20 protein-coding genes are annotated in these 25763 nt (G+C 70.9%); 11 read left to right on the top strand and 9 right to left on the bottom strand.

Translation table 11 applies throughout. The features are described from left to right. The first annotated feature begins 336 nt into the window (after positions 1 to 336). The gene (locus RL72_RS02920; protein ID WP_045249308.1) at positions 337 to 1188 is read left to right on the top strand and encodes a DUF4097 family beta strand repeat-containing protein; all 852 of its coding nucleotides are present in this window, start codon (positions 337 to 339) and stop codon (positions 1186 to 1188) included. Further along, on the top strand, positions 1185 to 1820 hold the full coding sequence (locus RL72_RS02915) for a PadR family transcriptional regulator (protein ID WP_045249307.1): 636 nt from the start codon (positions 1185 to 1187) through the stop codon (positions 1818 to 1820). Before RL72_RS02920 ends, RL72_RS02915 begins: the two co-directional genes overlap by 4 nt. 181 nt (positions 1821 to 2001) lie before the next feature. Here the strand turns inward: RL72_RS02915 and RL72_RS02910 are convergent, their stop codons facing one another. After that, complete coding sequence (locus RL72_RS02910) at positions 2002 to 2544, bottom strand: universal stress protein (RefSeq protein ID WP_045249306.1); 543 nt, start codon at positions 2542 to 2544, stop codon at positions 2002 to 2004. Between the two features lie 161 nt (positions 2545 to 2705). Between RL72_RS02910 and RL72_RS02905 the strand changes: the two genes are divergently transcribed. Continuing rightward, entirely contained in the window at positions 2706 to 2891 is a 186-nt protein-coding gene (locus tag RL72_RS02905; protein WP_045249305.1) for a DUF3073 domain-containing protein, read from the top strand. 90 nt (positions 2892 to 2981) lie between these two features. Next, positions 2982 to 3806 carry an MOSC domain-containing protein gene (locus tag RL72_RS02900; protein WP_045249304.1) on the top strand — a complete coding sequence of 275 codons (825 nt, stop codon included), beginning with the start codon at positions 2982 to 2984 and terminating at the stop codon, positions 3804 to 3806. A gap of 17 nt (positions 3807 to 3823) precedes the next feature. On the opposite strand, the gene RL72_RS02895 is transcribed toward RL72_RS02900, so the two are convergent. Beyond that, complete coding sequence (locus RL72_RS02895) at positions 3824 to 6034, bottom strand: alpha-galactosidase (RefSeq protein WP_045249303.1); 2211 nt, start codon at positions 6032 to 6034, stop codon at positions 3824 to 3826. Positions 6035 to 6090: 56 nt separating this feature from the next. On the opposite strand from RL72_RS02895, the gene RL72_RS02890 reads away from it, so the two are divergent. After that, entirely contained in the window at positions 6091 to 7119 is a 1029-nt protein-coding gene (locus RL72_RS02890) for a LacI family DNA-binding transcriptional regulator (protein ID WP_248700355.1), read from the top strand. A gap of 6 nt (positions 7120 to 7125) precedes the next feature. On the opposite strand, the gene RL72_RS02885 is transcribed toward RL72_RS02890, so the two are convergent. The 4 genes from RL72_RS02885 to RL72_RS02870 form a co-directional block, all read right to left on the bottom strand. Further along, positions 7126 to 8877 (bottom strand): glycoside hydrolase family 35 protein, encoded by a 1752-nt coding sequence (locus RL72_RS02885; protein WP_045249301.1) that lies wholly within the window; start codon positions 8875 to 8877, stop codon positions 7126 to 7128. A gap of 91 nt (positions 8878 to 8968) precedes the next feature. Continuing rightward, on the bottom strand, positions 8969 to 10288 hold the full coding sequence (locus tag RL72_RS02880) for an ABC transporter substrate-binding protein (RefSeq protein WP_052674144.1): 1320 nt from the start codon (positions 10286 to 10288) through the stop codon (positions 8969 to 8971). Positions 10289 to 10352: 64 nt separating this feature from the next. After that, positions 10353 to 11327, bottom strand: coding sequence for a carbohydrate ABC transporter permease (locus RL72_RS02875; protein ID WP_082071988.1), 975 nt, complete (start codon positions 11325 to 11327; stop codon positions 10353 to 10355). Continuing rightward, the gene (locus RL72_RS02870; protein ID WP_045249300.1) at positions 11327 to 12217 is read right to left on the bottom strand and encodes a carbohydrate ABC transporter permease; all 891 of its coding nucleotides are present in this window, start codon (positions 12215 to 12217) and stop codon (positions 11327 to 11329) included. Before RL72_RS02870 ends, RL72_RS02875 begins: the two co-directional genes overlap by 1 nt. A 188-nt stretch (positions 12218 to 12405) precedes the next feature. Between RL72_RS02870 and RL72_RS02865 the strand changes: the two genes are divergently transcribed. From RL72_RS02865 to RL72_RS02855, 3 genes are all read left to right on the top strand, one after another. Then, complete coding sequence (locus tag RL72_RS02865; protein WP_045249299.1) at positions 12406 to 14364, top strand: glycoside hydrolase family 5 protein; 1959 nt, start codon at positions 12406 to 12408, stop codon at positions 14362 to 14364. Positions 14365 to 14488: 124 nt separating this feature from the next. Continuing rightward, positions 14489 to 16627 (top strand): DUF5054 domain-containing protein, encoded by a 2139-nt coding sequence (locus RL72_RS02860; RefSeq protein WP_045249298.1) that lies wholly within the window; start codon positions 14489 to 14491, stop codon positions 16625 to 16627. Next, a complete protein-coding gene (locus tag RL72_RS02855) occupies positions 16624 to 17847 on the top strand; it encodes a metallophosphoesterase family protein (protein WP_045249297.1) in 1224 nt (407 codons plus the stop codon). The genes RL72_RS02860 and RL72_RS02855 overlap by 4 nt, the downstream gene beginning before the upstream one ends. Here RL72_RS02855 and RL72_RS02850 read toward each other — a convergent pair. From RL72_RS02850 to purM, 3 genes are read right to left on the bottom strand one after another with little or no spacing between them, the layout of a single operon-like run. Further along, positions 17801 to 19150 (bottom strand): MFS transporter, encoded by a 1350-nt coding sequence (locus RL72_RS02850; protein WP_248700354.1) that lies wholly within the window; start codon positions 19148 to 19150, stop codon positions 17801 to 17803. The two genes, RL72_RS02855 and RL72_RS02850, sit on opposite strands and share 47 nt — an antisense overlap. Beyond that, entirely contained in the window at positions 19147 to 20706 is a 1560-nt protein-coding gene (locus RL72_RS02845) for an amidophosphoribosyltransferase (protein ID WP_045249296.1), read from the bottom strand. Before RL72_RS02845 ends, RL72_RS02850 begins: the two co-directional genes overlap by 4 nt. A 5-nt stretch (positions 20707 to 20711) precedes the next feature. Continuing rightward, positions 20712 to 21827, bottom strand: a complete 1116-nt coding sequence (gene purM, locus RL72_RS02840; protein ID WP_428838615.1) for a phosphoribosylformylglycinamidine cyclo-ligase — start codon at positions 21825 to 21827, stop codon at positions 20712 to 20714. A gap of 210 nt (positions 21828 to 22037) precedes the next feature. Here purM and RL72_RS02835 point away from each other — a divergent pair, with 210 nt between their 5' ends. The 3 genes from RL72_RS02835 (at position 22038) to RL72_RS02825 (ending at position 25751) form a co-directional block, all read left to right on the top strand. Then, positions 22038 to 23777 carry a biotin carboxylase gene (locus RL72_RS02835; RefSeq protein ID WP_248700353.1) on the top strand — a complete coding sequence of 580 codons (1740 nt, stop codon included), beginning with the start codon at positions 22038 to 22040 and terminating at the stop codon, positions 23775 to 23777. After that, positions 23774 to 25033, top strand: a complete 1260-nt coding sequence (locus RL72_RS02830; RefSeq protein ID WP_248700352.1) for a serine hydrolase domain-containing protein — start codon at positions 23774 to 23776, stop codon at positions 25031 to 25033. The genes RL72_RS02835 and RL72_RS02830 overlap by 4 nt, the downstream gene beginning before the upstream one ends. A 118-nt stretch (positions 25034 to 25151) precedes the next feature. After that, positions 25152 to 25751, top strand: a complete 600-nt coding sequence (locus RL72_RS02825) for a hypothetical protein (protein WP_045249294.1) — start codon at positions 25152 to 25154, stop codon at positions 25749 to 25751. The last annotated feature ends 12 nt before the right edge of the window (positions 25752 to 25763 follow it).

The raw sequence follows: 25763 nt of genomic DNA, 5'->3' as shown, positions 1-25763 counted from the left end.
TCATCCCCCACCGCGATTCCCTCCCCGCAGCGCGTTTCCCTCCTCACACGTGCGCCCGCAGGGGGAGGGAAAGACGACAGGAGGAGGGAGACGTCGGACGCACCTGCCCTGGTCAGCTTCGCGAGCGGTCAGCGGGAGCGCGATCCGCAGAACAACCACGTCGACCTCTGAGCCGGCGGCGAAGGGCGGACTCCTCGCAGGGTCCGCCCTTTCTCGGCCTCGGAGCGGAACGGATCTGCGAAGACCTCTTGACGGATTCGAGATATATCGTGTTATGCTCGGAAACACGATATATCTCGATCCTCGGGATATGCATCCCCAACCAGGAGAACAGACATGACCGAGAAGTGGCTCATCGCCCCCGGGCAGGAGCGCGTGATCGACATCGAGCGCGCGTCGAAGCTCAAGATCGGACTCGTCGGCGGGCAGGTCGACGTCATCGCCCACGACGAGCCCGGCATCCGTATCGAGGTGCACAACGTCACCATCAAGGACCTACGCATCGAGTCCGACGGCACCCAGATCGAGATCGACCACCCGCAGATCGGGTGGGACAACTTCCTCGAGGTGTTCCGCAACTTCGGCGCAGGCGGCCCCAAGGCCGAGATCAGCGTCGCCGTCCCGCGGGACATCGCGCTCACCCTCGGCGTCGTGAGCGCCGGCGCTCTCGTCTCCGGCCTCACCGAGGACGCCCGCCTCAACACCGTCTCCGGCGATCTCATCGTCGACACCCACCGCGGCGACCTGAACGTGAACACCGTCTCGGGCGACGTGCAGGTGCGGGGCCTGACCGGCACCGCCATGGCCAACACGGTCTCGGGCGGCGTCGCGCTGACCGGCGAGATCCGCAAGGCCACGATCGACAGCGTCTCGGGCGCGATGCTCATCGACGCGACCGGCCCCGTCAACACGGTGTCGCTCAACAGCGTCTCAGGCGATGCGACCGTGCGCCTGGACGAGGAACTCGCCGCGAACTACGTGGCCCGGACGCTGAGCGGCCGCATCACGATCGACGGCGTGCCGCGCGGCACCTCCGGCCCGTCGAACTTCGCCGGTTCGCGCGGCGAGCTGTCCGGGACCTTCGCCGACGTGCGCGTGAACACCGTCTCTGGCGATGTCACCGTGCTGCGCCGCGACGCGGCCGAGGCGCCGGTGTCGTTCACCTCCGACGGGGAGGATCTGCTGTGAGCCCCGCGGTCTTCTCCCACGGCGACCTGCGCCTGTACCTGCTGGCACTGCTCGCCGAGTCCCCGCAGCACGGCTACGGCATCATCCAGGCGCTCACCGATCGCACCGGCGGCACCTACACGCCGAGCGCCGGCACGATCTACCCCCGCCTGGCGAAGCTCGAGGAGGAGGGACTCGTCACGAAGACGGCCGACGGCCGGACCACGATCTACGCCATCACCGACGCGGGGCGGGCCGAGCTCGCCGCGCGCGAGGGCGACCTGCAGGGCATCGAGGCCGGACTCAACGACTCCGTGCGCCTGATCGCGAACGAGGTGCGCCAGAGCGTGCAGGAGGCCATGCGGAGCCTGCGCGCCGACCTCGCCGCCGCCGCCCGCGAAGAGCGCTCCGGAGCGACGGCCTCCTCCTACCGGGAGGCGACCGCGCGCGCCGACGAGCGGATCGCCAGCCGGGAGGAGCTGCGTCGCGCCGATGCGTCGATCAACGAGTTCCGCGCCCGCGTGCGCGCCGATCTGCGCACGCACGTCGCCAAAGGCGGCCTGCTGCCCGCCCCGGTGGTGAGCGACCTCGACGCGGCGCTCGACGCCGCCGCCCACGCGGTGACGTCGGCCTTGGCCGGGCTGCGCAGCTGAGGCCCTTCACCGGGTCGGCGAGCGAGCACGGCCGACGGCCGACGGGACGGAACGCGGCGCCCTGGTGGGTGACCGCGTTTCGTCTCGGGCGCTGCGCGTCCTCGCTCAACGGCCGGAAGGGTCGGGCACTGCGCGTCCTCGGCTCAACGACCGGGAAGGGAAGGCGCCGACCCGGATCCGGCTACTCCGGCCAGATCTCCTTCTGCGTGTCGGGTACGGGCTCCTCGAGCGGCACGACGAGGATCGGCCGCGACTGCCGGTGCGACAGCCGTGCCGCGACGGATCCGGTGAAGAACTCGCGGATCGACTCCCCGATCCCGCGGCTGCGCGTGCCGACCACGATCAGCTGCGCATCCACCTCGCCCGCGAGATGCTTGATCGCGAGCGCGGGGTCACCCACCAGCTGACGCGCGGTCCAGGTGAGGCCGGATCCGGCGAGCACCTTCTCGACCTCGGCGCGCAGCTCGGCGAACTCCTCGGCGCCCGTGTCGATGTTGAGGTCGATCGGCGCGGAGTGCACCATGCCGTCCGGATCCTCGAACGTGACGAAGCGCGTGACGTCGACGTGCACGATCAGGAGGGGCGCGGAGAGCAGGGTCGCGTAGCGCATCGCCTCGGCGAGCACGCGCGGCGGCTGACCGGGTCGCAGGGCGACGATCACGGCCTTCTGCAGCTGCGTGTTCTGCAGTTCTCGTTCCTCAGGGGTGGGGGCGGTGTCGCTCATCTCATCGTTCCCTTCCGGCCGGGTTGCTGCGACCCCCGTCACGGCGAGGTGAGGTGGCCCTCGTGCTATCCTGGATGCTACTCTTACCGGCCGCGAGCCGGTGCCGGAAATAGACAGCGGGCCCCGTTTCGTCCGCTGCTTACAGTAAGGGGGTCTCGCGCATGGGCCGTGGCCGTCAGAAGGCAAAGCACACCAAGATTGCCCGCGAACTGAAGTCCTACAGTCCGTCGGTGAACTACTCCGCGCTGGAGCGCGAGCTGGGTCATCCGGAGACCGAAGACCAGTACGTCGACAAGTGGGCGGATCAGTACGCCGACGAAGACGAGGACGAGCTCGAAAGGGCCTGAGCTCTCTCATCCGCAACCCCGCCCGAGCATGCTCGCGGCGGGGTTCGTCGTTGGCACCGGTCGTCCGCGCGTCCCTGCGAGGATGGATCCATGCCTCACGTCGTCGCGCTCTATCGCCACCCCGTCAAGGGATTCACGCCCGAGAGCCTTTCCTCGCTCACCGTGCAGGCGGACGGCCGGATCGCCGGCGACCGGGTGCTCGCGTTCCGCTTCGCGGATGCGGCGACACCCGAGGAGCGCGACGGCCTCGATCACTGGCCGAAGTCGAAGGGGCTCGCGCTCGAGTCCTTCCCCGCGCTCGCGCAGCTGCGGCTGACCTACGACCACGACGCGCGGCGGGTGCGCATCGAGCACGCGGGCGAGACGCTGGCCGACGCGGATCTGGACAACGACGGACGCCACGCGCTCTCCGAGGCCGTCACCGCCTTCGTGCTCGACTCCCCCGACGCCAAGCGCCTGCAGCGGCCGGGACGCCTCCCGCTGGCGCTGGTCGGCGACGGCACCCGCTCGCGGTTCCAGGACCGGGGACGCGGCTACGTGTCGCTGCACAGCGAGGCGAGCGTCGCCGCGCTGGGCGCCGCGCTCGAACAGGAGGTGGACGATCGCCGGTTCCGCTCGAACGTCGTGATCGGGGGCGTCGACGCGTGGGACGAGCTGAACTGGCACGGCGAGGTGCGCATCGGCGACGTGCGGCTGCGCACCGCCGGCCCGATCGTGCGCTGCCTGGCGACGCACGCGAACCCCGACACCGGCGAGCGCGACGCGAGCGTGCTGAAGACGCTCACCGGATCCCTCGGCCAGGACGAGCCGACGCTCGGCCGCCTGCTCGTGCTGCCGGGGATCAGCGGCGCGGTCGGCGACCCCGCAGGCGTCGGCGGCACGATCCGCGTCGGCGACGAGGTGCTCGTGGACTGAGGGCGCGACGCCGACGCTCAGTCGACCGCTGTCGCTCTCAGGATGACGGCGGTCTCGGGATGCACCGACGGCATCACGATGCCGATGCGGCCGAGGATCCTCCCGGTCAGCTCGACGCCGTCCCGCTGCCACGCCGCGGCGTTGCCCGCGAGTCCCCGCAGGCTGAGCGGCTCGATCTCGACCCGGTAGCGCCGGCCGTCGTCGAGCCCGGGCAGACGGAAGCGCCCCGCCGTCGCGGTCGCACCGACGGCGAGTGCGGTGAACAGGTAGAGCCCGCGTCCGCCGTGCTCGGCGATCACGCCCTGCAGCGCGAAGGCCGGGTCCGGTGTCTGCGCACGCACCATCCGGCCGCCGTGCAGCAGGGCGCGCTCGCGCTTGTGCAGGGCGATCCACTCCGCCAGCTGGGCGCGTTCCTCGTCGCTCCAACGGCGGATGTCCGCTTCGACGCCCAGGTGCCCGAAGAGCGCGACGGAGGCGCGGAACGCGAGGGTGTGGGTGCGGCCGGTGACGTGCGAGGGGGCGGACGCGATGTGCGCGCCGATGAGCTCCGGCGGCACCAGCTGGGCCGTCCATGCGTTGATCCGCCGGCGCTCCAGGGGGTCGTTGTCGTCCGATCCCCACACCCGGTCCGTGCGCTCGAGCACGCCCAGGTCGACGCGTCCGCCGCCCGAGGAGCACGACTCGATCTCGAGCCCCGGCTGGTGGCGCTTGAGCTCGTCCACGAGCGCGTAGAACGCGAGGGTCTGCCCGTGCACGCCCGGTGCGCGCCGGGATCCGGTGCCCGCCTCGACGAGGTCGCGGTTGTGATCCCATTTCAGGTACGCGATGTCGTACTCGTCGAGCAGCGCGATGAGCGCGTCGCGCACGTGCGCGTAGCAGGCCGGGTTCGCCAGATCGAGCACCTGCTGATGGCGCCCCGTGAGCGGCCATTCCGAGCGCGCCGACATGATCCAGTCCGGATGCGCGCGGGCCAGGTCGGAGTCGGGATTCACCATCTCCGGCTCCACCCAGAGCCCGAACTGCATGCCCAGGCCGCGCACATGGTCGATGAGCGGATGCAGCCCCTGCGGCCACACCTCGGGCGACACGGTCCAGTCGCCGAGCCCGGCGCGGTCGTTGCGGCGCGCACCGAACCAGCCGTCGTCGAGCACGAAGCGCTCCACCCCGACGGACGCGGCGGCATCGGCCAGCTCCACGAGATCCCGCTCGTTCTGGTCGAAGTACACGGCCTCCCACACGTTGAGGGTGACCGGGCGGGGCGACAGCGGGTGCTGGGGCCGCGCGCGCAGCATCCGGTGCGACTGCGCCGCGAGCGCGTCGAGACCCTGCCCGTGGAAGCCGTACAGCCACGGGCTCCGATACTCCTCGCCGGCACCCAGCCGGATCTCGCCGGGCCGCAGCAGCTCGCCCCCGGCGAGCACCTGGCGGCCCTCGGCGACCCGCTCGACCTGATGCACGTGGTCGCCGGACCAGCCGACGTGGATCCCCCACACCTCGCCCGAGGCCTCGTCGAAGCCGTGCCGGCCGACGGCGAGCACCAGCGCGCTCCCGAGGCCGGTGCGCCCGCGCCGGTTCTCCCTGCGGTGCGCGCCGACGCCGAGGCGGCGCCGCTGCGGAACGCGCTCGACCGCCCAGCGTCCCGCGAAGTCCAGCGCCTCGTCCGCCTCCAGCGGCACGGGCAACGTCGGCAGGAGCGCATCGAGCGCGTACCCGTCGTCGCCGGCGTTGCGGAGGGCCGCGCGGGTGCGGATCGCGCCGGAGGCGATGAGCTCGACGTCGAGCTCGAGCTCCAGCTGCGCCTCGTCGTCGCGGGCGGACACCTGCACCGAAGCAGGGCCGAGGGAGACGAGGCGGCGTCCGGTCGGCACCGGGCCGGATCCGTCCTCGAGCGGGGCGCCGTCCACCCGGACCCCGGTCACCTCGAAGCGCGGCGACCAGTGCGCGCCGTCCCGGGAGCCGCTGATCCCCGGCGTCCCGCTCCATCCGCGCGAGAGCTCGGGGAGCAGCGATACGGGCACGACCGCGTCGACCTCGCTGCCGGCGTCGGGGAAGACGCCGGTGCGCGTCAGCGCGTCGAAGGACGCGGCGTCGAGGGGTCCGCAGGCCGCGCCCCAGTGCACCACCTCCGGCAGCCCGCCGCCGCGGATGTCCAGGACGAGAGCGACGTCCTCGGTCTGCAGCACGATGCCGAGATCCACGACGGCGTGGTCGACGGTCGATGACGACATGATTCCTCTTCCTCAGCGGTTCGAGTATTGTTTACGTTGCCATGCAAGGGACCAATGTGCAACGGACCAAGGACGGCGCTCCGCGCGCCTCGATCAAGGACGTTGCCCAGCGCGCGGGCGTCTCTCCGCAGACCGTGTCGCGCGTGGCCAACGGCTATGTCCACGTGCGCCCGGAGAAGCGCGAGAAGGTGCTCGCCGCGATGAAGGAGCTCGGGTACCGGCCGAACAGCGCCGCGCGCAATCTGAAGTCCGGCCGCTTCCGCAGCCTCGGCGTCGTCACCTTCAACATCACGACGCTGGGCAACGAGCGCACCCTCGAAGCGGTCGCCGAGGCCGGCGCCGCGGCCGGCTACACGACCACCCTGATCCCTGTGGCCGACCCCACGCGCGTCTCGGTGACGGGCGCGTTCGGGCGCCTCGAGGAGCAGGCCGTCGACGGCATCATCCTGATCATGTCCGCCGAGTTCGGCTCGCCCGACGACTACGCCCTGACCGCGGGCCTGCCGCTCGTGATCGTCGACTCCACGGCGACCGCGGAGCACACCCTGGTCGACACCGACCAGGAGCAGGGCGCCCGGATCGCCATGCAGCACCTGCTCGACCTCGGCCACACCCGCATCGCGCACGTGGCGGGCCCGCTCAAGTCGTTCTCCGCACGCCGCCGTGAGGACGCCTACGCACATGTGCTGCAGGAGCACGGGCTCCACGCGCCGACGCTGCACCGCGGCGACTGGACCGCCGCCTCGGGCCGCGCCGCCGGCCGGGAGATCCTCGCCGAGAGCCCGCGCCCGACGGCGGTGTTCGCGGCGAACGACCAGATGGCGCTCGGCGTGATGCACGCGGCCCACGAGGCGGGACTGCGGATCCCCGAGGATCTCAGCGTGATCGGCTTCGACGACAGCGAGGACAGCGACAGCTACTGGCCCGCCCTGACCACCGTCCACCAGAACTTCGACGTGGTCGGCCAGCGCGCGACCGAGCTGCTCATCGCGATGATCGACGGCGATCCCCTGCCCGACAACCCGCTCATCCCGACCCGGCTCGTGGTGCGGGACAGCACCGGTCCCGCACCGGCTCTGACCTGACCGCATTCAGAACTCGGTCGGGCCGAGCCGCGGCCACTCCGCGAAGCGCACCGTCGGCCGCTCCGCGCCACGGAGCTCCAGCACGAGGATCTCGTTGCCTCCGGCGCGCAGCACGGGCGCGGGGACGTACAGCGTCTCCTGCGGGCCGCGCGCGGAGTGGCGGCCGAGTGCGAAGCCGTTGATCCACACCGCGCCGGATCCCCAGCCGCTCACGTCGAGATGCAGGTCGCCCGAGGGGTCGGCGTCGAAGACGCCCCCGAGCAGCACCGGACCGGCGACGGGAACGCCGGGGCGCACCGCCGTCCCGTGCGCGGCGAGTGCCGCGCGCACGGCGTCGGCGGTCAGCTCGAGGGGGGAGACGGCCCAGTCGTGCAGCTCCTCGCCGTCCAGACGCACGGGGCCGATCAGGCCCTTGGCCTCGCCGATCCGCGGACCGTAGTTCACGCCGCCGAGATGCTCGACGAGGATCGAGAGCTCGCCCGCCGCCGGCACCGTGAGCACGCGGTCGTGCGCTTCGCGATCCAGGATCCCGACGGGGCGTCCGTCCAGGAACACATGTGCGCGGTCGCGCGCCTCGCCCACGGTGAGCGCGCCGCCGTGCGGGACCGCGACCGCATACCGGGAGTAGCCGCGCGGGGAACCGAAGGACGTCGCGGCGGGCGCGGTCTCGTGCCGGGTCCAGCTCTCCAACCCCGCGTCGGCGAGCGCGACGGCGCGCACCAGCGGCGCCTCCAGGACGCGCGCGGGCGTCCGGGGCGCAGGGAGGTCCTCCGGCACCGGCGCATACGCGGCGATCACGTCGCGGAACCGCCAGTACTTCTCGGTGGGCGTGCCGTCCTCGGCGATCGGCGCGTCGTAGTCGTACGACGTCGCGATCGGCCGGTAGACGCCCTTGTCGTTGGCGCCCGCCGTGTAGCCGAAGTTCGTGCCGCCGTGCACCATGTAGATGTTGACGCTGGCGCCCGCGGCGAGGAGGGTCTCCAGCTCCGCCGCACTGTCGGCCGCGGAGGTGGTGTGGTGCGGCTCGCCCCAGCTGTCGAACCAGCCGCACCAGAACTCGGAGCACATGAGCGGCCCCGTCTGCTGGTGCCGGCGCAGCGCCGCCAGGCGCTCCGCCGCGCGCGATCCGAACGACGCGGTGCTGTGCAGATCGGGCAGCGTCCCGTCGTCGAGCATGGAGCCGGCGGGCTGGTCGACCGTCGTGAGCGGCACCTCGATGCCGGCGTCACGGGTGAGGTCGGTGAGGGCGCGCAGGTACGCCTTGTCGGAGCCGTACGCCCCGTACTCGTTCTCGATCTGCACGAGGATGACTCCCCCGCCGCGGTGGATCTGCCTCGGCCGGACGATGTCGTACACGCGCGTGAGATAGCGCTCCACCTCGGCGAGATAGCGCGGATCCTGCGAGCGGACGCGGATCCCGGGATCCGCGATGAGCCACTCCGGCAGTCCGCCGTTGTGCCACTCGGCGCAGATGTAGGGGCCGGGGCGCACGATCGCGTGCATCCCCTGCGCCTGCACGAGGTCGAGGAAGCGGCCGAGGTCGAGGTCGCCCTCCGCGGAGAACTCGCCGCGCACCGGCTCGTGCGCGTTCCACGGCACGTAGGTCTCGATCGTGTTGAGGCCCATCTGACGGGCCGTCCGCAGACGGTCCTCCCAGAGGCCGGGGTGGATGCGGAAGTAGTGCATCGCGCCCGAGATCACCTGGAACGGCGCTCCGTCGAGCAGGAAGTCGGTCTCGCCGATGGCGAAGGTGGGCATTGCGGACTCCGGGAAGGATCGAGGGGTCGTGGAGGGCGGCGGGAAAGGTGCGGGGCCCGCCGCAGCGGACCCCGCACCGAGCGGCGGCGGGTTAATTGTTGACCTGGAAGCCCTGCTGGTTCCCGTAGTCGACGAGCGTCTTCTGCCACTCCTTCAGAGCCGCGTTCAGATCGCCCTTGGCGCCGATCGCCTTGCCGACCGAGTCGCCGAACACGTTGTTGGCGTATCCCTGGAACGGCAGGTACTGCCAGCCCGCGATGACCGACTTCGCCGAGTCCGCGCCGATCGGGTTCGGCTTCTGGTCGCCGTACGCCGCGAAGGTCATGTTCTTCCAGTCGGCGTTGTCGAACTCCTTGACCGTCGACGGGAAGCCGTTCTGGTTGATGAGCGTGCGGCCGGTGCCGTCGGCCATGAACTGCAGCACGGCGGCCGCGAGGGCCTTGTTCTTGCTCTGGTCGGTGACGCTCAGTCCGCTTCCGCCGTTCTCGGCGGATCCGGGAGTCCCGTCCCACGTCGGCATCGGGGCGACCTGCCACTTGCCGGCGCCGTGATCATCCATTCCGGAGATCATCCAGGAACCCATCATGAGCGTGGCGAGCTTGTCCTGGTTCAGTGCCTTGCTCCACTCGTCCGACCAGGTGGCCAGCGGAGAGAGCTCGCCGCGCTGCAGCATGCCGCCCCACATGTCGGCGAACTTCTTGCTGCCTTCGTCCTGAAGGTCGATCGTGACCTTCTCGCCGTCGGTCTTGAACGGATGGCCGCCGGAGGCCCAGATCATGCTGGTGAAGAATCCGGCGTCGCCGCCGGTGGCGATGTAGGTGTTCGGATCCTTCGCGTGGATGGCCGCGCTGTCCTTGACGAACTCGTCCCAGGTCTTCGGCGCCTCGGTGATGCCGGCGGCGGCATAGAGGTCCTTGTTGTAGATGAAGACCATCGGACCGGAGTCCATCGGGATGCCGACGAGCTTGCCGTTCACGTTCACGGAGCTCCAGGTCGACGCGGTGAACTGGTCCTTGTAGCCGTCGAAGCCGTAGGAGGTCATGTCGGCGAGCGCCCCGGCCATGGTCAGCTGCGGCATGGTCTGGTACTCGACGGGCACGATGTCGGGAGCACCGGATCCCGCCTTGACGGCGTTCTGCAGCTTCGTCACCGCAGCATCCGGGTTGTCCAGCTTCACGACCTTGATCTTGACGTTGGGGTGCTCCTTGGTGAACGCGTCGGCCTGCTTCTGCGTGGCGTCGCTCCAGGTCCACCAGGTCAGCTCGCCGCCCTTCTTGAGAGCGGCGTCGATGTCGGCCTTCGAACCGCCCTGGGCGGCGTCGCTGCCGCCCTGGCAGCCCGCGAGGGCGCCCATCATGAGCGAGGCGGCGCCGACGACGACGGCGGCGCGCATCCAGATGTTCTTCTTCACTGCGGGGTCCTTTCCGGAGGTGATGCAGAGTTTCGTGCGGGGGAGGTGAACAGAGGGGTTGCGGCTACTTGACGCTTCCGGCGGCGAGGCCGGACTGCCAGTAGCGCTGCAGATAGAGGAAGGCGGCCGAGATGGGCAGCACCGTCAGCAGCGAGCCGGTGATGACCAGCTGCGGGATCGGCTGCGTGCCGATCGACGCGGACGCGGACGCCCACTGGCTGAGTCCGACCGTGAGCGGGTACCACTCGGGGCTGGAGAGCATGATGAGCGGCAGGAAGTAGTTGTTCCAGGTGGCGACGACGGCGAACATCAGCACGGTGATGAAGGCCGGGGCGAGCTGCCGGAGCGAGATCGAGAAGAAGATCCGCAGCTCGCCGGCGCCGTCCAGGCGCGCCGCCTCGATGAGCTCGTCCGGGATCGCCTCGGCCGCGTAGACCCAGACCAGGTACAGACCGAAGGCGCTCACGAGCGACGGGATGAGCACCGAGGCCGGGGTGTTCGTGAGCCCGAGCTTGCTGAACAGCAGGAACTGGGGCACCGCGAGCACGGATCCGGGGATCGCGAGGGCGCCGAGGATGATCGCGAACACCGCGCGCCGGCCCGGGAAGCGGTACTTGGCGAGCCCGTACCCGGCCAGGGTGGCCAGCAGCGTGGCGCCGCCGGCGCCGACCACCACGTAGAGCACGGTGTTGAGGAACCAGCGCAGGAACACCCCGTCGTCGTACGCGAACACGTCGGCGATGTTCGTGAAGAGGGAGAACTTCGGCCCGAACCAGAGGCCGGACGTGGTGTAGAGGTCCTGCCGCGACTTCGTGGAGTTCACCACGAGCCAGAACAGCGGGCCCAGGCTGTAGAGCAGCATCAGGGTCATCACGATCATGAGGGTGATCGAGGTGCGCGTGCGGCGCGCCGGTCGCCGGCCGGCGCGGCGGGCGGGACGACCCTGGATCCGGCCGCTCGCGAGCCGGCTGGGTCGGCGGCCGGTGACGACGGCCTCGGTGTTCAGCGGCTCCGCGCCCTGGGACGTCATGACGCTCATCACTTCTGCTCCTTCGATCCGAGGGACTGCGCGAAGAACGCGATGATCATGGTGATCACGCCGGAGATGATCGCGATCGCGGCCGCGTAGTTGAACTGCGATCCGGCGAACGACAGGTTGAAGGCGTACATGTTCGGCGTGAAGTAGCTCGAGATCGAGTTCGGCGCGATCTTCTGCAGCACGGCCGGCTCGTTGAACAGCTGGAAGCTGCCGATGATCGAGAAGATGGTCGCCACGACGATCGCGCCGCGGATGGCCGGGAGCTTGATGCTGAACACCGTGCGCAGGGCGCCGGCCCCGTCGATCTCAGCCGCCTCGTAGAGCTCCTGCGGCACGGCCTGCAGCGCCGAGAAGAAGATCAGCATGTTGTAGCCGACGAACTCCCAGGTGACGATGTTGCCGATCGCGGGCAGGATCCACGTCGACGACAGCGGGGAGGGCACGATGTCGCCGAGCCAGCGGTTCAGATCCGCCACGAGTCCGAACTGGTCGCCGTACATGTAGCCCCAGATCATCACCGCGACCACGCCGGGGACGGCGTAGGGGAGGAAGATGCTCAGCCGGTAGAAGGGCACGAACCGCAGCCGTGCGCTGTCGAGCGCCAACGCGGCCACCAGGGCGAGCACCAGCATGATCGGCACCTGCACGACCAGGAACAGCACGACGCGTCCGGTCGCGTCCCAGAACTTCGGGTCGACGATCGCCGTGGCGTAGTTCTCCAGGCCGACGAAGTGCGTGCCGCCGATCAGCGAGTCGCGGAACAGGCTGAGATAGATCGCGTAGAGCAGCGGCGCGATGAGCACCAGCGCGAACACGAGCATGAACGGACCGACGAACCACCAGCCCGCCCAGGACGGGCGGGAGCGTCGGAGCGGCGTCGCGATCGACATCCGTGTCTCACTTCCTCGTGATTGGTTGCGTTACCAAGAGCACTATAGGCACACTATGGTTACGTAAACAACTCACGCCTCGAAAACGTGATGTTTACGTTGCCAATCCGTCGAGAATCCACCGCATGGACGATGTGCGGAGGAGACGGAGTCCGACCAGATGGACAGAAGACAAAGGAGTTGGATCCATGCAACGACGACGGAATCAGGTGCTCGCGGCGCTCGGCGCCGCAGCGCTGGCCACGGGCCTCGCCGCGCCGATCCCCGCAGCCGCGCAGCCGCAGGCGCAGGCCACGTCCGCGCAGGCGCGGGCCACGACGATCCCCGTGCTCACCGGCGCCGAGCTCTCCGCGTCATGGACCGCACCGCTGAGCACCCGAGGACGGTACGTGGTCGACGCCGACGGCGACCGGTTCAAGCTCATCTCCGCGAACTGGGATGGAGCGCAGGGGCACTGGAGCGGCAGCGGATCCAAGGACGACCCCGCCACGCACAACAGCGGCGACAGCTACGACATCCCGATGGGGCTCGACCGCGTGGCGCTGCCGACCCTGATGAGCGACTTCCACTCGATCGGGATCAACAGCATCCGCCTGCCGTTCTCCAACGAGATGCTCGGGATGACGGCGGCGCCCGATGCGGCGGTCGCAGCCAACCCGCAGCTGCGCGGCAAGACGCCGCTCCAGGTCTTCGACGCCGTGGTCGACGCGCTCACCGCCGACGGATTCGCCGTGATCCTGAACAACCACACCACCACGTCGCTGTGGTGCTGCGGTGTCGACGCGAACACCAAGTGGTACAGCAGCCAGACCACGGAGAAGTGGATCTCCGACTGGGTGATGCTCGCCCAGCGCTACCGGGCCAACCCGCGGGTGGTAGGCATGGATCTGCGCAACGAGGTGCGCCGCGACGTGACCGACGATGCGAACTGGGGAATGGGCGACGGCAACGACCTGTACAAGGCGTATCAGCAGGCGGCGATCGCGATCCAGAAGGTCAGCCCCGACGTCCTCATCGTGATGGAGGGGATCAACTGGCAGGGCGTGCCGCTGGACGGCCTGTTCCACGACCGGCCCATGCTCAAGCCGGTCGCGAACACGTCGAACACGATCCTGCACCCGGACAAGCTCGTGTACTCCGCGCACGTGTACGGCTACACGGGTCCGCAGCACACCGGGGCAACGGGGCTGGGCGAGACCCACGACCTGCGCTATCGGGACATGACCGCGACACAGCTCGCGGACGCGGTGACGCAGGAGGCGCTGTTCGTGACCACGGCCGGCCAGCACTACACGGCTCCGGTGTGGATCAGCGAATTCGGCATCCGCGGAGCCGGGGAGACCGATCAGAAGAACATCGACTGGTGGAACAACTTCACCGACCTCCTCGCGGCGAACGACACCGACTTCGCCGCCTGGCCCCTGGTCACCCAGGCCGACGCCGCGGGCGACCTCGCCGACACCTATGCGCTGCTCGGCTACCGGCCGGACGGCAGCCGGATCAGCATCGCGGACGACTGGCGGTATGCGGGCTGGCAGAAGCTCGTCACCTCCCCCGGCAGGACGGGACACGTCGACCCCGCCGTGCGCTGGAACATGCTCGGCAGCGACAGCTACCTGCCCGACACCAACGCCTCCGCGCTCATGCAGGACCGGCCCGACTGGGATCCGGGTCAGTGGAAGGGCGTCTGCCCCGACACCGAGCGGCTGCAGGGCCTCTCCCGCAGCAGCAACCGCGGTCTGTGCACCGATGCGGGACAGCCGAGCCTCACGACCGTCCGCCATGTCGTGAGCACTGAGGCCAACGTGCAGGTCGACTGGGCCGGCGGCTACAGCAAGCTGCAGTGCGCGAACGGGGAGATCGCCGTGGGCCTCAGCCTGACGATCGGCACCGTCAACCGCTGGGCGGCCTCCCGGCTGCTCTGCGCACCGAGCGCGTCCGCGCTGCCGTCGAGCAACGGCCGCACCCTCTGGTTCGACCGCGCCGACAACCGGCCCGCCGGCGGAGGCTCGACCGCGAGCGACTGGGCGCCCGGGCGCTTCAAGGGCCAGTGCGCCGACGGCGAGTACATCGCCGGCGTCGCCTACACCTATCAGCGCCTTCAGGGCGGCGTGCCGAGCGCGCTGCTCTGCAAGCCGCTGCACTGATCCGGCGCCGCTGTTCCGGGTGCCGTGCGACCCACCCGGAACAGCGGCACGCTCCCTGCGGCACGAGCGCCGCGATGTTCGACCTGCCTCGCAGGACCGCCCCTGACCCCCGGAAGGATCCGCCGTGATCGACACGATCCACGTCGTCTTCAAGACCCACCTCGACATCGGCTTCACGGCCCTCGCCCGTGACGTGATCGCCGGCTACACCGAGCGCTACCTGCCCCGCGCGATCGAGCTCTCCGAGGAGCTGGAACGCCGTGGCGGACCTGCGCGCTTCGTGTGGACGACCGGTTCCTGGCTGATCGACCACGTGCTGCGCACGGGCAGCGCAGCGCAGGTCGCCCGGCTCGATGCCGCCCTGCGGCAGGGGCGGATCCGGTGGCACGCGCTGCCGCTCACGACGCACACCGAGCTCCTGGATCCGTCGCTCGCCGCGTTCGCGACGTCGCTGTCGCAGGATCTCGACGCACGCTACGGCCGCCGCACCATCGCCGCGAAGATGACCGACGTGCCGGGCCACACGATCGGGCTCGTGCCCGTGCTCGACGCCGCCGGGATCGAGTACCTGCACCTGGGTGTGAACGGCGCCTCGGCGGTGCCCGACGTGCCGGAGTTCTTCGTCTGGCGCGCTCCCGACGGCGCCGAGGTCGTGGTGAACTACGCGCGCTCCTACGGCTCGGAGGGGCTGGCGCTCGCCGTCGTGCCGGGCGGCACCGACGCGCTGCACCTCGCGCACACCGGCGACAACGACGGCCCGCCCACGGTGGACGAGGTGGAAGAGCTCTTCGCCGCCCTCGCAGCCGCGCACCCCGGGGCGCGCATCGTCGCCTCGAACCTGGACGATTTCGCTCGCGCGGTGCTCGCGCACCGCGACGCGCTGCCCGTGCTCACCGACGAGATCGGCGACACCTGGATCCACGGGGCCGGTGCCGATCCTCTCCTGACCGCCGGCCTGGGCGCCCTGCAGCGGCTGCGGACCGCGTGGGTCCGCGACGGCGCCCTCGGTCCCGCCTCCGCGGAGCACCACGACTTCGGGGTGGCGCTGCTGCGCATCGCCGAGCACACGTGGGGCGAGGACCTGAAGACCCACCTCCCCGACTACGCGAACTACCTCAAGGACGAGTTCCGCGCGGCTCGCGCCCGCGACGTCGTCGATCCCTCATCGAACCCCGCGGACACGCACGCCTACGACTGGGCGTGGGCCGAGCACCCGTCGCGGAACCCCCTGACGTACTCGGGATTCGAGGAGTCCTGGGCCGAGCAGCGCGCGCATCTCGATGCGGCGATCGCCGCGCTGGCGCCCGCGCGCGCGGCCGAGGCGCGGGCGGCACTGGCCGAGCTGCAGCCCCGGGGTGACGCAGCGGCGGAGGGCGCGACACCGGTCGACGGAACCGAGCGCACCCTCGCCGTCGGCGAGGAGGTGCTCCTCGGACGGTTCGCGGTGCGCTTCGGCGCGGACGGGTCGATCACCGGGCTGCGCGACGCACACGGCAGCGTGTGGGCGGATGACGACCACGCGCTGGGCGCGTTCCGCCACCAGACCTTCGACGAACGCGACGAGCAGCGCTGGCTGCGGCAGTACTGCCGGGACCTCGACCAGCACGGCTTCTGGGCGATCCCCGACCAGGCGAGCCCCGGCCTGGCGATCGCCGACAGCCTCCCCGCGCGCGTCACGGCACCCGCCGTGCGGACCCTGCGGGTCGTCACGAACGCCGACGGCACCGGCGTCGCGACGGCCGACCTGTCCCTTCCGGCGCGACTCGTCGCGGCGACGGGCGCGCCGGCCCGGATCCGCATCGAGTACCGCTTCCCCGCGAGCGAGGGCCCGATCCGGATCCTTCTCGACGTGTGCGGCCGCGAGGCGTCCCGGCTGCCGGAGGCGAGCTGGTTCGGCTTCCGCCCCGCCCCCGGCTCCCCCGCGGCGGACGACACCTGGACGCTGCACAAGCTCGGTGCGCCCGTGGACCCGCAGCGCGTCGTCCGCCGCGGCAACCGCACCCTGCACGCGGCGACGGCCGTCGTGCGCAGCGGATCGCGGCCTCTGCGCCTGCGCGCGATCGACGCGCCCCTGGTCGCGGTCGGCGCCCCGGCCCTGCTGCGCTTCGACGACGCGATCCCGGATCCCGCCGACGGGTTCTCCGTGAATCTGCACAACAATGTGTGGGGCACCAATTTCCGGATGTGGTTCGACGACGACCTGCGCTATCGGTTCGAGCTGGACCTCGGCGGCGCCCCCGATCCCGATGAGGAGAACCGATGACCCCCGCCCCCCGCGCGTCCACCGCAGACAGCGAGCTCGTGACGAGCCCGCTGGTGATCATGGCGGTGCGCCCGGACGGCTTCGAAGGGGTGTGGGCGGTGAGCCGGCTCAGCCGGGGCCGGCTGGAGTGGCGCACCGACGACGGCGAGGGCGAGGCGCGCATGGACGCGTTCGGCATGACCCCGCAGGGCGATCACGTGCTGCGCGTGCGCACCGAAGGGTTCCGCCCCGGCGCGACCGTGCAGGTGCGCGCCGTGACCGACGCGGTCGCCGCGCCCGGTGCGCAGCACGTGAGCGCCTGGAAGACGGTGCGCCTGGCGGACGGATCCGCCGAGAGCGCCCGGATCGCGGTGTGGAACGACACGCATCAGCGCGACGACACGATCCGTGCGCTCGACGCGCAGACGCCCGCGGTCGACCTCCTCGTCTGGAACGGGGATCTCTGCAACGACTGGACCACACCCGGCGAGTTCGTGAGCACCGTGCTCTCCCCCGCCCAGCGCGACATCAGCGCCGACCGGCCGCTCGAGGTCACGATCGGCAACCACGACGTGCGCGGCGACTGGGCGTTCCAGCTGCAGGACTACGTGGCGATGCGGGATGGCCGGCCCTTCTCCGCCGTGCGGATCGGCCCCGTGGCGTGCGTCTTCCTGCACACCGGCGAGGACAAGCCCGATGCGCATCCGACCTTCCGGGGACGGGTCGCGTTCGAGCCGCTGCGCGCGGAGCAGGCGCACTGGCTGCGTGAGGAGATCGCACGGCCCGAGATCCGCGATGCCCCGTACCGTCTCGTGTTCTGCCACATCCCGCTGCGCTGGACCGACGAGACCCCGGCCGACTACGACCGCGACGGGTACGACTGGTTCAGCCGGATGAGCCGCGACGCCTGGCACGATGCCCTGGTCGCGTGGGGCGCGCAGCTGATCGTCTCCGGCCACACGCATGAGCCCGCCCTGATCCCCGCGGACGCGACGTTCCCGTACGCGCAGGTCGTCGCCGGCGGCCCGGACCTGGACGCCGCGTCCCCCGAGGCCGCGACCTGGATCGATGTGCGGGCGGATCCCGAGGCCCTGCGCCTGGAGATGCGCACGCTCGACGGCGCCCTGGTGCTCGCGGAGACGCTGACCCCGTCGGAGAGCGTGCGACCGTTCTCAGGGTGGCGGAGTCCCGGTGCTACCAGATCCGGCCGTGGCGGCGCTCCCACGCCGCCTCGACGGTGATGTGCCGCCCGGCATAGACGCCGGCGGGGATCGAGGCCACGAGCAGCGCGGTGAGCACGATGAGCGGCACCTGCCAGCCGCCGGTCGTGGTGTGCAGCACGCCGAGCAGGAACGGGAATACCGCCGCGAGCACGTAGCCGGTGCTCTGCACGAAGCCGCTGAGGGCCACCGCCGTCTCCGGCTCGCGGGCGCGGATGCTGATCAGCACGAGAGCGAGGGGGAACAGCAGGCCCGCCAGGCCGTACAGCAGCACCCACAGCCACACGATCGACGGCGCCGGCACGAGCAGCAGGCCCAGGAGGCCGACGACGGCGCCGAGAGCGCCGATCACGTACAGCGCGGTCGTCGCGCGGAAGCGCACGATCAGCACGGGCACGATCAGCGACGCGGGCAGACCCGTGAACGCGAACAGCGAGAGCAGCAGGCCCGCCTGCTGCGGCGTCGTGCCGGCGTGCTCGACGAGGATCGTCGGCAGCCAGGCGAACGCGGTGTAGGCCATGCTCGCGGAGGTGCCGAAGACGCCCGCGAGGGTCCAGGCCAAGGGGATCCGGGCCAGGCGCGAGAACACCCGGGAGCTCGACGGCGCGGTGACGATCGGCCCCGTGGACAGGGCCGTGGCGTCCTCGAACGACAGCCGGTCGGATCCTGCCGCGACCGGATCCCCCGACTCGGCGGGCGGGGCTGCGGCCGCCGCGGCCTCGGTGCGGGAGCGCAGCAGCATCACGATCCACGGGATGGTGCCGGCGAGCGCGAAGACCGCCCACATCGCCAGCGACACCCGCCAGCCGGCCGCGTCGGCCGCGGGGACCGCCACGAGCGGCGGCAGGAACGTCGAGAACGCCATGACCGTCGTGTAGAGCGTCATCATGAGCCCGAGCCGGTCGGGGAAGTACTTCTTCACGAGCGGCGGCATCAGGATGTTCGCCATCCCGACACCCGCGAACACGAGGGCGGTCGCGATGAGCAGGGTGGACGAGTCGACGGCGAGACCGCGGGCGACGAGCCCGACCGTGACGGCGCCGAGCGCGATCACGGCGACCCGCTCCAGGCCCAGGCGACGCTCCATGAGCGGCGTGAGCAGCCCGAACAGGGCGAAGCACACCGGCGGCGCGGTGCCGATCAGGCCCACCACGGCGGACGGCATCGGGAAGTCCCGCGCCACGTGGTCGACGACCGGCGACAGCGACGCCACCGCGGAGCGCAGCGAGAACGCGACGAGCACGATGCCGAGCACCGCCAGTGCCCGCCCGCGCCAGAGCGGCCGGACCTCCGAGTTCCTCAGGGGCCGGTCATCGCCCGTCACGAGGTCTGCGACCCCTCGAGCCAGGCCAGGTACTCCGCCGTCACGGTTCCCGTCACGTACCGCCCGTCGAAGGGGCTCAGGTCGAGGTCGGTGAGCTCGGACCCCTCGGTGATCGCCGCCTTGAGGTCGTCGACCTCCTGGTAGACGAGCCGGTCGGCGCCGAGCTCCTCGGCGATCTCCGGAATGGTGCGGCCGTGCGCGATGAGCTCGTGCTTGGACGGCATGTTGATGCCGTACACGTGCGGATGCCGGATCGGCGGCGCGGCGGAGGCGAAGATCACCGAGGCGGCGCCCGCGTCGCGGGCCATCTGGATGATCTGCTTCGACGTGGTGCCGCGCACGATCGAGTCGTCGATCAGCAGCACGTTCTTGCCCTTGAACTCGGTCGACATCGCGTTGAGCTTCTGGCGCACGCTCTTCTTGCGCACCGCCTGGCCCGGCATGATGAACGTCCGGCCCACGTAGCGGTTCTTGTAGAAGCCCTCGCGGTACTCCTTGCCGAGCTTGCGGGCGACCTCCATGGCGGCGGGGCGCGAGGAGTCGGGGATCGGCATGACGACGTCGATCTCGTCCAGCGGCACGTGCTTGGCGATCGTGTCGGCAAGGCGGTCGCCCATGCGCAGGCGCGACTCGTACACGGAGACGCCGTTCATGACCGAGTCCGGACGCGCGAGGTACACGTACTCGAAGGCGCAGGGGGCGAGGGTCGGATCCGCCGCGCACTGCTTCGAGAACAGCGTCCCGTCGTTCGCGATGAACACGGCCTCGCCGGGCGCGATCTCGCGCACGACCTCGTAGTCGCCGTTCTCCAGCACGAGCGACTCGCTCGCCACGACCCACTCTTCCCGGTCGGTCCCTGAGGCGCTCGAAGGGGTCCCTGAGGCACTCGAAGGGGTCCCTGAGGCACTCGAAGGGGTCCCTGAGGCACTCGAAGGGGTCCCTGAGGCACTCGAAGGGCGGATGCGCTTGCCGAGGATCAGCGGACGGATCCCGAACGGATCCCGGAACGCGAGCAGGCCGTAGCCCGCGATGATCGCGATCACCGCGTAGGCGCCCTCGATGCGCTCGTGCGTGCGCGCGACCGCCTCGAAGATGCGCTCGGAGTCGAGGTCGACCGTCGACGTCGTGGTCTGCAGCTCGTGGGCGAGCACGTTGAGCAGCAGCTCGGTGTCGCTCGACGAGTTCAGGTGGCGGCGGTCGCGCTGCGCCATGTCGGCCGTCAGCTCGCGGGTGTTGGTGAGGTTGCCGTTGTGGATGAGGATGATGCCGTACGGCGCGTTCACGTAGAACGGCTGGGCCTCCTCCTCGCTCGACGCGGTGCCCTTCGTCGCGTAGCGCACGTGTCCGAGGCCGACGTTGCCGAGCAGCGACCGCATGTCGCGGGTGCGGAACGCCTCGCGCACCATGCCCTGCGCCTTGGCGAGGTGCATGACCCCGTTCGGCTCGGCGGTGGCGATGCCGGTCGCGTCCTGCCCGCGGTGCTGCAGCAGCAGGAGCGCGTCGTAGATGTCCTGATTGACGGGGGCGTGCCCGACCATTCCGACGATGCCGCACATGGGGGTCAGTTCGCTCCGTTCGCGTAGGCGCCGACCAGGCGCACGGCACCGCCGTCGACGCCCTTGGCGCCCTGCTCGAATTCGCCGGCCGGGCGCGCGGCGACGGCGTCGAGCCGCACCGTCCCGACCTGCCAGGTGTCGATGCCGCCGGCCGTGAGCGCCTGGGCGATCGCGGAGGCGGACGAGGCGTCGACGACCGCGAGGAAGCCGATGCCGAGGTTCCAGGTGCCCTCGCTGGACTCCAGCGAGGTGCCGGCGATGTCGCTCAGCACGCGGAACACGGGGGCCGGCGACCACGTGGAGCGGTCGACCTCGGCCCAGGATCCCTGCGGGAGCACGCGCGCCAGGTTGGCCGCGATGCCGCCGCCGGTGACGTGGCTGAGCGAGTGCACCGCGCCCTCGAAGCGCTCGGTGAGCCCGAGCAGCGGCGTCGTGTACAGGCGGGTCGGGGTGAGCAGCGCCTCGCCCCATGTGGTGCCCAGCTCGTCGGAGCGGTCGCCGTAGCCGATGCCGGCCTTCGCCAGGATGTGGCGCACGAGCGAGTAGCCGTTGGAGTGCAGGCCGCTGGAGGCGAGGGCGAGCACGACGTCGCCGTCCTGCACGCGCTCCGAGCCCAGGATCCGGTCGGCCTCGACGATGCCGGTCGCCGCGCCCGCGACGTCGTAGTCGTCGACGCCGAGCAGGCCGGGGTGCTCGGCCGTCTCGCCGCCGACGAGGGCGGTTCCGGTGAGCTCGCAGGCCTCCGCGATGCCGCGCACGATGTCGGCGATGCGCTCGGGCACGACCTTGCCGCAGGCGATGTAGTCGGTCATGAACAGCGGCCTCGCGCCTACGACCACGATGTCGTCGACGACCATGCCGACGAGGTCGTGGCCGATCGTGTCGTGCTTGTCGATCGCCTGCGCGATCGCGACCTTCGTGCCGACGCCGTCGGTGCTCGAGGCGAGCAGCGGCCGGCGGTAGCCGAGCAGGGCCGAGGCGTCGAAGAGACCGGCGAATCCGCCGACCCCGCCGAGCACCTCGGGTCCGTGCGTGGCACGGACGGCGGACTTCATGAGTTCGACGGCGCGATCGCCGGCAGCCGTATCGACGCCGGCCTCAGCATAGGTGCGGGAGGACACCAGGCAATCCTACCGGCGGGCGGCTGTGCCGGCGCCCGGCGTCGGACTCCGCCGTCGCCCCGCGCCGGGACCGCCCCGACCGCTGCCGGGGGGGCCGCCCCCGGCTCTGGTGCTGCCGCGGGAGAACTGGTATTACTTGACTCCCCCGATCCCGAGAGAACTCTGCAGCGCGGCAACGAGGCCGCGCCTTCGCGAATGGAGAGGACCATCGTGGCACGCACTCAGAAGGACCCGGGGTCGGCGCAGACCCCGGCCGAGGAGACATCCGAAGCCGTCACACCGTCGCCTCGCAGACGTGCGTCGAGCGCCTCGCTCGCGAAGAAGGACGCGGCGGGCGCAGCGCCCAGGAAGACGGGCGCCGCCCGCTCCCGGGCCCGCAAGCCCGTGCCGAGCTCCGCCACGACCGCCGGGCCGGCGACCAACCCGCTTCCGGTGGCGCTGCCCACGCTGGATCCGGAGACCGCGCCCGGCGAGAAGCCGGCACGCTCCCACGGCCTGCGCAACATGTCGGAGATCCGGCACTTCTTCCGCACCAACCGCGCGCCGATCTTCTTCCTGGGCGCCTCGGCGTTCAACCTGCTGGGCCTGGACCGCTGGGTGCGGGGGTTCTCGTACATCACGTACTACGACGGCTGGCAGGGCGCGCACCCCCGGGTGTTCAGCCCGATCCACAAGCCGTACATCGAGTTCCAGAGCGGCGAGGAGATCAACAACTGGCTGCTGCGCCACCACGAGGTGCGCGCGCACATCGCACGGCTCACGCCCGCGGGAGAGCGGCCGCGCATCGCGATGGTGTTCTTCGACGCGGAGACCGAGGCCATCTGCGAGGAGCTCGGCTACGAGCTGATCCTGCCGTCGGCCGCCCTGCGCGAGCACCTGGACTCCAAGATGGTGACCACCCGCATCGCGGAATCGGTCGGCGTGCCGAGCGTCCCCCACGTGATCACGACGGCCGGCTCCTACGAGGATCTGCAGGAGCAGGCCACCAAGGCGGGACTCGGATCCGACCTGGTCGTGCAGACCGCGTACGGGGACTCCGGCAAGACCACCTACTTCGTCACCGATGCCGCCTCCTTCGCCAAGCACGAGGACGACATCGTCGGGCACGAGCTCAAGGTCATGAAGAGGATCAACAACCGCCCGATCGCCGTGGAGGCGGTGCTCACCCGCCACGGCACCATCGTGGGCCCGTTCATGACGGAGATCACCGGCCACAAGGACCTGACCCCCTACCGCGGCGGCTGGGCCGGCAACGAGATGTTCCCCGACGTCCTCGACGAGCGCACCCGGCGCACGGCCGCGCGGCTCGTGCGCACGCTCGGCGACCGGCTCGGCGCGGAGGGGTACCGCGGCTTCTTCGAGGTCGACGTGCTGCTGGACACCGACACCGGCGACGTCTACCTCGGCGAGCTGAACCCGCGCATCTCCGGCGCCTCCGCCATCACGAACGTCACCGCGGGGGCCTACGCCGACATCCCGCTGTTCCTGTTCCACCTGCTGGAGTACTCCGGCGTCGAGTTCGACCTCGACGTCGACGAGATCAACGACCGCTGGGAGGAGCTCGCCGCGGCCGACCAGTGGAGCCACATGATCATCAAGCACACCGACGCGACGGTGGAGCACATCGACGTGGCGCCCCCGACCGGACGGTACGTCTTCGACGCCTATGGCCGCCTCGCGTTCTCGCAGGGGGATCTCGACTGGCACCTGCTCGGAAACGAGTCCGAGTCGTTCTTCCTGCGGATCTACGGGCCGGGCGACTACCGTTGGAAGGGCGCGGATCTGGGGATCCTGGTCACCAAGGGCCGGCTGCAGACGCCCACGGGTCGTCTGTCCATCCGCGCGAAGCACCTCATCGAGTCCATCAGGGCGATGTACGCGGCCACGCCGCTGCCGCCCGCGATGGAACCCTCTGAGCCTGAACTGATCGGAACCGAATCGACACCATGAGCGGTGATGTGACGCCCCCGTCGACGGACCTCTGGAACGGCATGACCCCGGCCGCGGCAGCCGTGCCCCCGCCCGCCCCGGACGGACGCCCCGTCGACGGGTTCATCCCACCCCTCGAAGCGTGGCAGCAGGAGCCGAACCTGCGCTGGTCGATGCAGCACATGGCCGACTTCCTGCCGGTGCACGAGATCTCCTCGCACGGGCGCACCCTGGCCTTGCCCAGCGTGCCCGCGGATCTCGCGCACATCGACGTCCCGCATCCGTGGGAGCCCCGCTCGGCGCCGTTCGAGGACGTGATGGCCTCGACCTTCACGGACGGCTGGATCGTCGCCCGCGACGGCGCGGTGATGGGCGAGCAGTACGTCGGGACGATGTCGCCGAGCGTGCTGCATCTGCTGATGTCGGTGAGCAAGTCGCTGACCACCGCCGTCGCCGGCACGCTCATGGGCGCGGGAGAGCTGGATCCGGGTGCGCAGGTCACGGCCTACGTCCCGGCGCTGGCCGGCTCCGGGTACGACGGCGCACGCGTGCGCGATCTGCTGGACATGCGCACCGGGGTGCGGTTCTCCGAGGCGTATCTGGATGAGAACGCCGAGGTGCGCCTGCTCGAGGAGGCCATCGGCTGGGCGCCGCGTCGGCATCCGGACACCCCGCACACGCTCCGCGACTTCCTCGCCACCCTCGGCGCCGACGGCCCGCACGGCGGACGCTTCGACTACAAGTCCTGCGAGACCGACGCACTGGCGTTCGTGCTCGAGGGAGCGACCGGGATCCACGCGGCCGACCTGATGTCGGAGCGGCTGTGGGGTCCGATGGGCGCGGAGTTCGGGGCCAACGTCGGCGTCGACGCGGTCGGATCCGGGATGTTCGACGGCGGCGTCTCGGCGTCGCTGCGTGATCTGCTGCGCTTCGGCACGCTGTTCCTGCGCGACGGGGCCGCGCTGGACGGCCGGCAGGTGCTGCCTGCCGCGTGGATCGCGGAGACACTCGCCGGAGCGCCCGACTCGCGCGCGGCGTTCGCCAACGCGGCCGAGCCCACCCTCATGCCGGGCGGCATGTACCGCAACGGCTTCTGGTTCCCGTATCCGGGATCCGACGTGTTCCTCGCGCTCGGCATCCACGGCCAGATGGTCTACGTCAACCGTGCGGCCGACGTCGTCGCCGCCAAGCTCTCGAGCTGGCCGACGCCGCAGGACGGCGAGCGCCTGCTGTGGACCATCCGTGCGTTCGACGCCGTCGCACGCACGATCGGCTGACCCGCCCTTCCGTCCGAGGAGCGGTGTTCGTCGCCTCCCTGCGGCTCCACGACGGACATCGCTCCTCGAAACCGGAATCGGCCGCTCCACGGAGCCCGGGAATCCGTACCATTAGGCCATGACGGAGAAGCCGCAGTGGCTTGTGCGCGAGGAGGCCGGCATCCCGGTGCTGGTCGCCCTCGCCCTGCGTCAGCGGCTCGGGATCAAGGTGCCGGCCGAGCTGCCCCCGCTGCGCGACCATCCGCGCCGGGCCTTCGACGACGGCGAGGCCGACGACGCGCTCGAGCGGCAGTGGCGGGCCTACTGGGAGATGACCGTCGAGCCCGTCACCCACCCGTCCGCGACGCCGCTGGAGCTGATCGACGGCTTCGAGACCATCGTGGCGCTGCCCGCCCGCGGCGCCGAGCGGCTGCGCACCGCGATCATTCCGTTCGCCGCCGACGTGCTGCACTACGCGAAGGACGCGCAGCAGCGCTACGCCCGCTCGGTCTCCGGCACCGGGGATCCCTACCGCGCGTATGCGGCGGCGCTCGCGGAGTTCGAGCGCGACACCGGGCGCCGGGCGCACTCGTTCGAGCTGAACGTGCACGTGCTGCCGCTCGCCCAGCGCGGCATCTGGCGCATCGGCGCGTTCAGCATCGCGGTCACGGACACGCTCCGGCACGACCCGGTCGACTTCGACACCGCGATCCGCCCCGTGATCGCCGAAGTGGCCTGAGACGGCCTCGAC

The sequence above is a fragment of the Microbacterium azadirachtae genome, from assembly GCF_000956545.1.
In the GTDB taxonomy this organism is placed as follows: Bacteria; Actinomycetota; Actinomycetes; order Actinomycetales; family Microbacteriaceae; genus Microbacterium; species Microbacterium azadirachtae.
This window is presented reverse-complemented; position numbering and strand designations above follow the sequence as displayed.